Genomic DNA, 12,041 nt, shown 5'->3' on the forward strand with positions numbered 1-12,041 from the left:
TCGGGCATGTCGGGAGCGACCGCGGTCAGGAGCACACCGTGCCGTCGCGCGGTATTCGACCCTCCAGTAGATAGTCGTTGACCGCCGAGTCGACGCAGGAGCTGCCGGAGCCGTACGCGCCGTGCCCCTCGCCCTTCCACGTCAGCTCGACGCCGACACCCTTGCCCAACTCGTCGGCCATCCGCCGCGCACCCTCGTACGGCGTCGCCGGGTCTCCCGTGTTGCCCACCACGAGCACCGGCGCCGCGCCCGGCGCGCTCACCTCCGGGTCCTTCCACTGACCCGCGACCGGCCAGTCGTGGCACCAGCCCGCCGTGTCCCAGCCCATGTACGCGCCGAAGACCGGCGAGATCTCCCGGAACCTCGCCAGCCGCTTCTTCGTCTCCGCCGCCGTCGGCCGTACCTTGTCGTCCAGGCAGGAGATCGCGCGCTGCGAGTGGCTCGATGTGCCGTAATGACCGCTCGCGTCACGGTCGTTGTACGAGTCGGCGAGCGCGAGGAGCGAGGTGCCGTCGCCCTTCTCCGCGTCCTTGAGCCCCCGGGTCAGGGCGGGCCAGCTGTTCTTGCTGTACAGAGTGACCGCGATGCCGGTCGTCGCGAGCGACTCGTTCAACTCCCGGCCGCCCGACGTCGGGAGAGGGTGTTCGTCCAGGCGCTTCAGGAGCGCCGCGATCTCGCGCGAGCCCTCCTTCGGGTCCTTGCCGCGGGACTTCAGATAGTTGTCGAGCGCGCGCTGGAAGCCGCGCGCCTGGTTCTCCGCCTGCCCGACCCGTCCCGCTGTCGGGTCGACCACCGCGTCCAGCGTGAGCCGGCCCACCTTGTCGGGGAACAAGTGGGCGTAGACGCCGCCCAGTTCGGTGCCGTACGAGACGCCCATGTAGTGCAGCTCGTCGTCCCCGAGCACCTGCCGCATCAGGTCCATGTCGCGGGCCGCCTCGATGGTCGACACATGACCCAGCAGGTCACCTGCCGTGCGGCAGCCCTGCCCGAAGTCGGCGGCGTCCTTGAAGTACGCCTTCTCTTCCCCGGCCGTGTCCGGAGTGAGGTCGACGGACTCCGCGGCCTGCGTCTCCTTGTCGCTGCGGCACCGCACACCACGGCTCGCCGCGACCCCGCGCGGATCGAAGCTGACCAGGTCGTAGCGCTCGCGCAATTTCGCGTACTGCGGTGCGAAGGCCGGCAGCAGATCCACACCGGAACCGCCCGGGCCGCCGAAGTTGAACAGCAGCGAGCCGATCCGCTCGCCCCGGTCGCCGCGTGCCTCGGCCCGGATCAGGGCGATGTCGATCGTCGGCCCGTCCGGCTTCGCGTAGTCGAGCGGTGCCTTGAGCTTCGCGCACCGCCAGTCGGAGCCGGGCGCGGGCGCGCTCCCGGTCGACGTACAGCGACCCCAGTCGAGGCGCTGCCCGGTGATCGAGGAAGGGAGCGCGGGCAGCGCCGCGGCGCGCGGTGTCGAGCTCCCCGAGCGCGATGCCTCGCCGCTGCCCGCGGCGGGCGGTTTCGGATCGGCCCTTCCGCCTTCCCCGCCCGAACTGCAGCCCGCGACCAGGCCGATCGCCACCGCGGCGACCACCGCCAGCCTGCGGGCGCGGGCCCCCTGTTCTGCGCGTGTGCGTACGCCCGCGTGGGCATGCGCGTCCTGTGCCGCCATGGCACCTCCCCCCTCGACCGCCCTCGCTCGAAGGACAGTCAGGCCATCGTAGGAGGCACCGCAGACATCTGCTCCGGCCTGTGGAAAACCCCGCGATCAGGTGCAGACCGTTCCCTCTTTCGGGACCGTCCCGTCGAGGAGATAGTCGTTCACCGCGCTGTGCACGCACGTGCTGTCGCTGTCGTACGCCCCGTGCCCCTGGCCCTTGTACGTCAGCTCGACGCCCACACCGTCGCCGAGCGCGTCCACCATCTTCCGCGCGCCCTCGTACGGGGTGGCGGGGTCCCCGGTGTTCCCGACGACCAGGATCGGGGCGGAGCCCGACGCGCTGACGTCGGGGTGGTCGGCGGTGCCGTCGACCGCCCAGTTCGTGCAGCCGAGCATGCCCCAGGCGAGGTAGTCGCCGAACAGCGGAGAGGCCTCGCGGAACTCGGGCAGCTTCGCCTCGACGTCCTCGGTGGTGTAACGCGGCTTGTCGTCGGCGCAGTTGATGGAGACGTTCGCGGCCTGGATGTTGCTGTACCGGCCGTCCTCGTTCCGCCCGTTCATCGAGTCCGACAGCAGCATCAGGATCTTGCCGTCATCGTCGTACGCCTGCTGAAGGCCCTCGGTGAGGTACTCCCAGAAGTCCTGCGAGTACAGGGACTGGGCGATGCCGTTGGTGGCGGCGGTCTGCGTCAGATCACGCGGGAAGATGCCCGGGATCGGCTTGTCGTCGAGTTCCTTGAGGAGCTTGGCGATCTTGGCCTTGACCTCCGCGGGCGTGTCCCCGATCGGGCAGTCCTCGGTCTTGGACGTGCAGTCCTTCGCGTAGTTGTCGAGGGCGAGCTGGAAGCCCTTGGCCTGTCCGAGGGAGCCCTGCTCCGGGTCCTGCGTGGGGTCGACGACGCCGTCGAACACGGCGCGGCCCACGTTCTTGGGGAACAAGTGGGCGTAGACGCCGCCCAGTTCGGTGCCGTACGAGATCCCGAAGTAGTGCAGCTTGTCGTCGCCGAGGACCTGGCGCATCAGATCCATGTCGCGGGCCGCGTCCGTGGTGCGTACGTGGGGGAGGACCGTGCCGGAGTTCTTGTCGCAGGCCTTGTTGAACGACGTGATGTTGTCGACGAGCTTCTTCTGCTCCTCCGCGTCGTCGGGCGTCGAGTCCTGCTCGAAGTACTCGTCGAGCTGCTCGTCGTCCTCGCACTCCACGCCCGCGCTGCGGCCCACCCCGCGCGGATCGAAGCTCACGAGGTCGTAGCGGGTGCGCAGCTTCGCGTAGTCGGAGCCGAACGCCGGCAGGGTCGTGACGCCCGAGCCGCCGGGCCCGCCGAAGTTGAAGATCAGCGAACCGATGCGCTGGTCCTCGTCACCGCTCGCCCGCGCGCGGATCAGCGCGAGATCGATGGTGTCACCCTCGGGGTCGTCCCAGTTCAGCGGCGCTTTCATGGTGGCGCACTGCCACTCGGCGCCGCCGGGCAGCGGGGAGGGAGCGTCGCCGCCGCCCTCGGACGCCGAAGGGGCGGGGCAGTCCTTCCAGCTCAGTGCCTGGGACGGCAGATCCACGTCGTCCTTCGCGTCGCTGCTGCAAGCCGCGAGGGAGGCGGAGAGCAGGGCGGCGGAGACGGCCAGGGCAGCGGCGCGGGGCCGGGACGGATTGGGCATGCGTCCATCCTGCGGTGGCCCGGTGCGGGGCGCTCGGGCTGCGGGCTGTGCGGGTGAGGGTCCGTCAATACGCGGCCCCGGCCACGACCCGGAGGGCCGCGGCCCGGCCCGAGGCCACACAGGACGCGACATCCATGCCTGCGTAGGCCGCGCCGCACACATCGAGGCCGGGCAGCGCCTTCAACGCCGCTCGGATCGTGTCGATCCGCTCACCATGGCCGACGTCGAACTGCGGCAGAGCGTTCTCCCAGCGGGTGACACGCGCGGCGACCGGCTCCCCTAAGGCGCCCACGGCCAGCCGCAGTTCTACGACGGCGCTGCGTATCAAGTGCCGGTCGGGGACGGCCAGTCGGTGCTCCTCTCCTATGTGTCCCAAAGAGGCGCGCAACAAGAAGAGACCTGGTTCGGCGTCGTCCACGTGCCGCCATTTGTTGGACAAGAAGGTGACCTCCCGCGTGGCACGTCTCTCGATAGGAGGGACGACGTATCCGTTCCCCTCGGGAGGGCGTCGCGGCATCGTCGCGCGGGCGAAGGCCAGGGTGACCACGGCGGTCCCCGCGTGCCGGACACCGGCCAGCCCGGCCTCGGCGACGGGTGCGTGCGGGCGCAGCAGCGCGGCGGCGGGGCCCGCGGGCAGCGCGCAGATCACGGCGTCCGTCTCCATGACGAGCGGTCCGTCCCCGGTGGTGGCCAGCACCCGCCAGCGTCCGGCCGGTGTGCGCCGCACCTCGTGCGCGCGCGTCTCGGTCAGGACGCGGGCGCCGCTCGCCGTCGCGACGGCCTGCGGCAGTCGGCCCAGGCCGCCGTCGACGCCGTACGCCGCCGTGGCCGGGGAGGGTGCTGTGGACAGGGTGGCCCGCACCTCCCGGACCACGGACCCGCCCCGGCGGGCGACGGCGGCGAGGCGGGGCAGCGCGGCCCGCAGCGAGAGCCGGTCGGCGAGACCGCCGCCGCGGGCGCCGAGCAGCGGGTCGACGAGGCGGTCGACGGCCTCTCTGCCGATCCGCCCCGCGAGGTACTCGGCGACCGGTACGTCGCCCTCCAGGCCGTGCGCGGGAAGCGCTTCTTCCTGGCTCAGCCGATTGATGCCGTCGTCGGACAGCAGGCCGGTGCCGGTGAGCGCGGCCGGCTCGGCGGGGATCCCCCTCACCTGCCGGGCGGGCAGCGGACGCAGAGCGCCGTCCGACCAGATGCACAGGGCTGCGTCGGCGGGTTCGCGCAGCGCGTCCGCGAGTCCCACGTCACGGGCGAGGGCGAGGGCTTCCGGCTGCTCCGCCGTCAGCACCTCGGCGCCCACGTCGACCGGGACCCCCGCTACGTAGACGGAACGCAGCTGGCCACCCACGCGCGGAGCGCTCTCCAGGACGGTGACATCGGCGTGCTTCCGCAGTTCCCAGGCCGCGGCGAGCCCGCTGATTCCGCCGCCGATGACGATTGCTGAACGCATGACCCGAACTCCCTGCCGGGCACATTCAGGCCCACCAGCTCACGTTACGTCCGTGCCGAGCGCCGCCCGCGGGCCGAAAGTCCCACTTCCAGGGAAGCTGGTCACGCAACCGAGTCACCCAGAATCCAGTCACCTGGACGCCGAGTGGAAGCCGAGACATCTGGCAACCACGTCACCTGGAAGTGACTGCGCGCCGGGGGAGCGCGCGCGACGCTACAGGGCGCCCTTGCGCGACAGGTGGTTGAAGAACAGCCACCCGGGCAGCACGGGCAGCCACAAGGTGAGCAGGCGGTACAGGAGCACCGCGGGGGCGGCCACTTCCTTGGGGAGGCCGACCGCGATGAGGCCCACCGTCAGCGTCGCCTCGACGGCGCCCACACCGCCCGGCGTCGGCGCGGCGGAGCCGAGTGCGTTGCCCGCGAGGAAGACGACCGCGACGCTGGCCAGGCTCAGGCTCGTCGTGTTGTCCCCGAAAGCGCGGATCGACGCGTCCAGGCACATGACGAAGCAGGCGGTCAGGAGCAGCATGCCGCCGATGCCGGTGAGCAGCTTGCGGGGGCGCTGCAACACGTCGAGCATGCGCGGCACGACACCGGCGAACAGCGACCTCACGCGCGTGACGACGAACTTCCGCAGGAACGGGATCGACGTCACCACAAGGACGAGAACAGCGACGGTCAGCAGACCCGCGATCACGGTCCGGGACGGTGACAAGGAAGGCGTCTTCTCGGTCCCTGTCAGGTAGCCGAAGGTCAGCAGCAGCAGGATGTGGCTGCACATGCCGAACAGCTGCGAGGCGCCGACGCTCGCGACGGCGAGACCGGGACGGACGCCACCGCGCTGCAAGAAGCGCGTGTTGAGGGCGACGCCGCCGACCGCGGCAGGCGCGACGATCTTCACGAACGACCCGGCGACCTGGGCCGCGACGGTCCGCATGAAGGGCACGCGTTCCGGAACGAATCCCAGCAGGCTCATCGCGGCCGCGAAGTAGCTGAGCGCGGAGAACAGCACCGCGAGCCCGACCCAGCCCCACTCGGCCTCGCTGACGATGGTGCCGAAGTCGATGTGCGTGAGTTGCGACAGCAGGAAGTAGGCGCCGATCGCGCCCGCGATGAAACTGATCAGTGTGCGCGGCCTGATGCGCTCCAGGCGGGCCGGTTCGACGGGCGCCTGCGGCCGGATACGCAGCACCTGGTGGCGGATCTGGGTGAGCAGGTCCTCCTCACGGGCCTCGTCCAGGGCTTCGTCCAAGGCGCGCTTTTCGGCCTGCCGCTCGGCCTTCTCGGACTTCTTCTCGGCGCGCACGGACTTCTTGCCGTCCGTGTCGGCCTCGGCTCCGGACTCCTCCAGCCGGGTCTGCTTGGCCTTGCTGGAGGCCTCCAGGACGGCCTCGCGCTCGCGCTGGGCGCGTTCCCGTCCGAGCTTGCGCAGGGTGGCCCTGGTGGACCGGGTGAGCGCGATCGGCTGGAGCAGGGGCAGGCAGTCGGCGACCGTGTCCGGGCCGAGGACGGCGACGGCGGACGCGACGGACCGCTCGGCACCCACTCGCAGCCCCAGCGTCGTCAGCAGTTGCGCGATGTCCATCCGCAGCACCAGATCGCCCGCGGCGATCTCGCCGCCGCGCAGGTCCGTGAGGATGACCGTGCCGGAACGATCCACCAGAATCGCGTCTCCGGCGAGCCGCCGGTGCGCGATCCGCCGCGACTGGAGTGCCTGCGCCTGACGCCAGGTGTCGTGCAGCAGCTCGTCCGTGATCTCCTCGTCCGGCATCGCGTCCAGCGAGCGGCCACCGATGTGCTCGTAGACGAGCATCACGGCGTCGGGACCCAGCTCGGAGGTGGCGATGAGCTTCGGCGCGTTCGCCCCGGCGGAGATCGCGGCGTACGCGAGCAGCGCCTCCTGCTCGAGCGCCTGGCGCAGCGACTGGAGGCTGCGGCGCTGCGTGATGCCGCGCAGCGTCAGGCGCCGCCACACGCGGTAGAAGAAGCCCTGCGCCTGCTGTTCCCGGTCGACGACCGTCACATCGAGCGGCGGTCCGTCCTCCAGGGTGACGAAGTAGCGCCGCCCTCGGTCGCCGTTCTCCGTGGCGCCCTCGTGGGCCTCCTCGCGGGCGGCGCTCACCGGGTGGAAGCCGACATGCCGCAGACCGGCGAGGAGCGTCTGCCCGGTGGGGCGCACGTTGGGGGAGCCGACCGCGTACAGCGTTCCGTAGGCGACGGTCCAGCCGATGAGGATCGTCAGGATGATCGAGAACGGCGTCGTGTAACCGGTGACCAGCATCGCGAAGGCGTCGAGCAGCAGCACCACCCACAGCACCACGCGCCAGCGTGGTCGCCGGGACATGCCCACGGCCGTCATGTAGGCGATGACGGGCGCCAAGTAGCCGTGCACCGGATCGGTCAGCGCGTGGATGTCGCCGGGCGACACCTTCGTGAGCGCGTCCTGGATCGACTGCGGCGCGGCCTTGGCGACCCAGAGGTCGGTCGCGAGCGTCACGCCGTGCGCGAGTACGGCGGCGAGGACGCCGTCGGCGATCCGCAGCCCGTCGCGCTTGATGAGCCGCTCGATCGCGAACGCGACCGGTACGAGAAGGATGGCGATGCTCGACGCCAGGCCCGCGAACTTCGTCAGCAGGTCGGGCGCCTGCCCGGTGCCCTTGTCGATGTCCTGGGCGAAGCCCGAGGTCGTGGCGTGCGCGAACGCGGCGATGGCGAGCAGCACGGCGATCGCGAGCAGCCCCACGAGGAGGCGCATGAGATCGGAAGGACGGTGCACGCGCGCGGGGAGCAGCGGTTCGTCGCCCTCGACCCGCTCCGCGTGCGCGTCCGCGTCGACGCAGTCGGGGTCGTGCAGAGGCTCTTCGTGCTTCGCGTCGACCGCCTCGTCGGCGGTCTCTTCAGGGCGCGCCGGTGTCACAGAGGTGCCCTCCGCTTTGTCGGGGTGCACGCTCTGCTCCGTCGTCTCTTCTTGATCTCGTATCACCAGTCACCGCCCGCACGATGGTGGCATGTCCCATCGCCATAGGGGGGCATCAGGGTGCATTCGAGGAGCGCGGAGTCGCGGGCAAGCGCCTTCTTGTACGTCTTACCGGAGCACCGCTCGTACGTCCCTCCATCTTGTCGGTGCCATGCGGCAGGATGGGCCGGATGAGCGAGGAGAGCCGGTCGGCGGGAGAACTTCCCGAGTACCCCGAATACGCGGAGCGGGTCCTGGAGGTCGCCGAGCTGATCCCGCCGGGCCGCGTCATGACGTACGGGGACGTGGCGGAGTGGCTGGAGGAGGGCGGTCCGCGCCAGGTGGGCCGCGTGATGGCGCTCTACGGAGGCGCGGTGCCGTGGTGGCGTGTGGTGCGCGCGGACGGAGCGCTGCTGCCGGGCCACGAACTGCGGGCGCTCGGCCACTACCGGGAGGAGAACACGCCGCTGCGTGAAGCCTCCCGTGCGGCCGAAGGCCACCTGCCACGTCTCGACATGAAGCGGGCGCGATGGGACGGCCGGACACGTACGGAAGCTCACAATTGACAGCTTCGGCCATCCTGCGCGCGGGTGGGGTGCCTGTGGCCCGTACGGGGGAAACGTGACGCGCGGGGCACTCCGCCACGGCGGCGTCCGTTCGTGAGACAGAGCACACCTGTGCCGAGAGGGACACGAGGGAGGCGTCGGAAGCCCGGCTTCCGCCACACTCGACGGCGTAGCGTCGACGGAACCGTCGATGGCAGGCACCTCCATCACCCCGTAGCCACCGCTCTGCGCGGACGGCGTTTCGACCACCAGCACACCCACCAGGACCAGCGATCCACGTGAGCTCCTCTTCGTCCACCCGGCACCTGTCGCCGCACCAGGCTCGACAGGCGGTCCCCGGCGCGTATCGACTGGTGCGTACCCCGCCGGCTCCGGTGGCCCCCCCTCGACTGGACGCACATCAGCGCGCGGCGGTTGACCACACCCACGGACCGCTCCTCGTCCTCGCCGGCCCCGGTACGGGGAAGACCACGACTCTTGTAGAGGCCGTCTCCGCGCGCATCGCCAAGGGCACCACACCCGAGCGCATCCTGGTGCTCACGTTCAGCCGCAAGGCCGCCGTCGAACTGCGCGACCGCATGGCGCTGCGCATAGGAGCCGCTCGCGCGCCCCAGGCGACCACGTTCCACTCGTTCTGCTACGCCCTCGTCCGTGCCCACCAGGACGCGGACCTCTTCGCGGAACCGCTGCGCCTCCTGTCCGGCCCCGAGCAGGACGTCGCCGTACGTGAGCTGCTCGCGGGCCAGATCGACCTGGAGCGGGCCGGGCTCGCCCACGTGCGCTGGCCCGACGAACTGCGCGCCTGCCTGACCACGCGCGGTTTCGCCGACGAGGTGCGCGCGGTCCTCGCGCGCAGCCGCGAGCTGGGCCTCGGCCCGGCGGCCCTGGACGCGTTCGCGCGCCGCATCGGCCGCCCGGACTGGCGCGCGGCCGCCACCTTCCTCGCCGAGTACCTGGACGTGCTCGACATGCAGGGCGTGCTCGACTACGCCGAGTTGGTCCACCGGGCCGTGCTCCTGGCCGGCCGCAGGGACGTCGCCGATCAGCTCGCCGCGCAGTACGACGCCGTGTTCGTCGACGAGTACCAGGACACCGATCCGGCGCAGGTGCGGCTGCTGCACGCGCTCGCGGGCGGTGGCCGCACACTGGTCGCCTTCGGCGACCCGGACCAGTCGATCTACGCGTTCCGGGGCGCCGACGTGAACGGCATCCTGGACTTCCCGAGCGACTTCCCGCGCGCCGACGGCACGCCCGCGCCCGTCGAGGTCCTCACCACGTCCAGGCGCTCCGGAGCACGCCTCCTCGAAGCGACCCGCCGCATCACCCAGCGGATGCCGCTGACCCGCCTCCCTGCCGACAAGGTGCGCGCCCACCGGGACCTCGCGCCGGTACGCGACGGCGGCAAGGCCGAGGTCTACACGTATCCGACGTCCGGTACGGAGCTCGACAACATCGCGGACATCCTGCGCCGTGCCCACCTGGAGGAGGGCATCGCGTGGAGCGACATGGCCGTCCTGGTGCGCGCCGGTACCCGCGGCATCCCGTCAGTGCGCCGTGCGCTGACGGCGGCGGGCGTGCCTCTGGACATCGACGGCGACGATCTCCCGTTGCGCCACGAACCGGCGGTCGCGCCGCTGCTGACAGCCCTCAAGGCGGTGTCGTACGGGCCTGTCGACCAAGCCGACGAGGCGACCGAGCGATCCGGCGCAGCCGAGGGGGCCGACGCAGCCGAGGCAGCCTCGGGGTCCGACCAAGCCGACCAAGCCGACCAAGCCGACCAAGCCGACCAAGCCGTCGAAACCGACCGGGCCGAGGGGGCAGAGGGACCAGAGAGGTCAGAGGGGTCAGAGGGGGCAGAAGGAGCCGGCGAAGCCGAGACGCCCTGCTGGCTCGACACCGAGACCGCTCTCACTCTCCTCGCCTCCCCGCTGGCCGGCATGGACGCCGCCGACCTGCGCCGCCTCGGGCGCGCGGTGCGCGAGGAGGAGCGCGCCGCGGGCAACCACCTGCCCCCGCCCTCCGACGATCTGCTCGCCCGCGCGGTCGCCGAGCCCGAGCGGCTCGCTCTGCACGACCCGGCCTACGCGCGCGGCGCGCAGCGGCTCGGTGCCCTGCTCGCACGCGCCCGCAAGAAGCTCGCCGACGGCGGCACCGCGGAGGACGCCCTCTGGGAGCTGTGGGACGGCACGCCCTGGCCGCAGCGGCTGGAGCGCGCGGCACGCCGCGGCGGCGCCGCGGGCCGCAACGCGGACCGCGACCTGGACGCCGTGTGCGCCCTGTTCGCCATCGCCGCGCGCGCGGAGGAGCGCATCGGCGGGCGCGGCGCACGCAACTTCCTGGAGGAGCTGGAAGCCCAGGACATCGCCGCCGACACCCTCGCCGGGCGCGCCGTGCGGCCCGACGCCGTGCGTCTGATGACCGCGCACCGCTCCAAGGGCCTGGAGTGGCGCCTCGTCGTCGTCGCGGGTGTCCAGGAGGGGCTGTGGCCCGATCTGCGCCGTCGCGGCTCTCTTCTTGAGGCCGACCGCATCGGACGCGACGGCCTCGCCGAGCCCCTCACCCCCGGCGCCCTCCTGACCGAGGAACGCCGCCTGTTCTACGTCGCCGCCACGCGCGCGCGGGAGCGACTCGTCGTCACCGCGGTCAAGGCACCCGCGGACGACGGGGACCAGCCCTCCCGGTTCCTGACCGAACTCGGCGTGGAGCCGAAGGACGTCACGGGCCGCCCGCGCCGTCCGCTGTCCGTAGCCGCGCTCGTCGCCGAACTGCGCGCCACGACGGTCGATCCCCGGGTGTCCGACGCGCTGCGCGAGGCCGCGGCCCGCCGCCTCGCGCGCCTCGCGGCACTCAGCGACGACGACGGTCGCCCCCTCGTGCCGTCCGCCCACCCGTACCGCTGGTGGGGCATGTACGAGCCGACCGAGAGCAAGGTCCCGCTGCGCGACCGCGACAAGCCCGTCGTGCTGTCCGGAAGCGCGCTCGACCAGCTCGCCAACACCTGCTCGCTGCAATGGTTCCTGGGCCGTGAGGTCAAGGCGGACGCCCCCGCGACCGCCGCCCAGGGGTTCGGCAACGTCGTGCACGTCCTCGCCGACGAGGTCGCCTCCGGGCGCACCCCCGCCGACCTCGACGTCCTCATGGAGCGACTCGACTCCGTGTGGGACGCCCTCGCCTTCGACGCGCCATGGAAGTCGGCGCAGGAGAAGGAGCACGCGCGCGTGGCACTGGAGCGGTTCCTTCAGTGGCACGTCATGGACCGCACCGGACGCACCCCCGTCGCCAGCGAGCACGACTTCGACGTGACCCTCGAAGCGGGCTCTTATGAAGTGCGCATCCGCGGCTCCATGGACCGCGTCGAGCGCGATGCCGAAGGCCGCGCCTACGTAGTCGACTTCAAGACCGGCAAGCAGGCCCCCACCGCGGCGGACGTGGCACGTCACCCGCAGCTCGCCGTCTACCAGCTCGCTGTCGCCGAGGGTGCCGTCGACGAGCCGTTCGACGGCGTACGCCCCGAGCCGGGCGGTGCCGAACTGGTGCAGCTGCGACAGGGCGCCGCGAAGAAGGACGGCGGCGAGACGCTGCCCAAGGTGCAGGCCCAGGAGCCCCTGGAGGGGGAGTGGGTCGGCGAGCTGCTCGCCACCGCGGCCGGAAAGGTCCTCGACGAGCGCTTCGCGCCGACCGCCGGCCAGCACTGCACGCACTGCGCCTTCCGCGCCTCGTGCAGCGCGCGCCCCGAGGGCAAACACGTCGTGGAGTGACGTGCGCCTCCGCTGAGCCG

Annotated in this window: 6 protein-coding genes; 2 read left to right on the top strand and 4 right to left on the bottom strand. The window is 71.8% G+C overall.

Annotated features, from left to right (window positions below):
- Window positions 1–25: 25 nt before the first annotated feature.
- The 4 genes from V2W30_RS26060 to V2W30_RS26075 all read right to left on the bottom strand — a co-directional run bounded on the left by V2W30_RS26060 (window position 26) and on the right by V2W30_RS26075 (window position 7,688).
- Complete coding sequence (locus V2W30_RS26060) at window positions 26–1,651, bottom strand: alpha/beta hydrolase (protein ID WP_338700230.1); 1,626 nt, start codon at window positions 1,649–1,651, stop codon at window positions 26–28.
- Between the two features lie 96 nt (window positions 1,652–1,747).
- The gene (locus tag V2W30_RS26065; RefSeq protein WP_338700231.1) at window positions 1,748–3,295 is read right to left on the bottom strand and encodes an alpha/beta hydrolase; all 1,548 of its coding nucleotides are present in this window, start codon (window positions 3,293–3,295) and stop codon (window positions 1,748–1,750) included.
- Window positions 3,296–3,359: 64 nt separating this feature from the next.
- Window positions 3,360–4,742, bottom strand: coding sequence for a protoporphyrinogen oxidase (gene hemG, locus V2W30_RS26070; protein WP_338700233.1), 1,383 nt, complete (start codon window positions 4,740–4,742; stop codon window positions 3,360–3,362).
- 213 nt (window positions 4,743–4,955) lie between these two features.
- A complete protein-coding gene (locus V2W30_RS26075) occupies window positions 4,956–7,688 on the bottom strand; it encodes a lysylphosphatidylglycerol synthase domain-containing protein (protein ID WP_425244597.1) in 2,733 nt (910 codons plus the stop codon).
- Window positions 7,689–7,888: 200 nt separating this feature from the next.
- Between V2W30_RS26075 and V2W30_RS26080 the strand changes: the two genes are divergently transcribed.
- Together V2W30_RS26080 and V2W30_RS26085 are read left to right on the top strand one after the other, a co-directional pair.
- Window positions 7,889–8,263 (top strand): MGMT family protein, encoded by a 375-nt coding sequence (locus tag V2W30_RS26080; RefSeq protein ID WP_338700235.1) that lies wholly within the window; start codon window positions 7,889–7,891, stop codon window positions 8,261–8,263.
- A gap of 278 nt (window positions 8,264–8,541) precedes the next feature.
- A complete protein-coding gene (locus tag V2W30_RS26085) occupies window positions 8,542–12,021 on the top strand; it encodes an ATP-dependent DNA helicase (protein ID WP_338700237.1) in 3,480 nt (1,159 codons plus the stop codon).
- Window positions 12,022–12,041: the final 20 nt, after the last annotated feature.

The sequence above is a fragment of the Streptomyces sp. Q6 genome, from assembly GCF_036967205.1.
Lineage (GTDB): Bacteria > Actinomycetota > Actinomycetes > Streptomycetales > Streptomycetaceae > Streptomyces > Streptomyces citrinus.

Bases quoted from the DNA above. Each gene is read 5' to 3' on its own strand.
- V2W30_RS26060 (WP_338700230.1), bottom strand. From the start codon at position 1,651: ATGGCGGCACAGGACGCGCATGCCCACGCGGGCGTACGCACACGCGCA.
- V2W30_RS26065 (WP_338700231.1), bottom strand. From the start codon at position 3,295: ATGCCCAATCCGTCCCGGCCCCGCGCCGCTGCCCTGGCCGTCTCCGCC.
- hemG (WP_338700233.1), bottom strand. From the start codon at position 4,742: ATGCGTTCAGCAATCGTCATCGGCGGCGGAATCAGCGGGCTCGCCGCG.
- V2W30_RS26080 (WP_338700235.1), top strand. From the start codon at position 7,889: ATGAGCGAGGAGAGCCGGTCGGCGGGAGAACTTCCCGAGTACCCCGAA.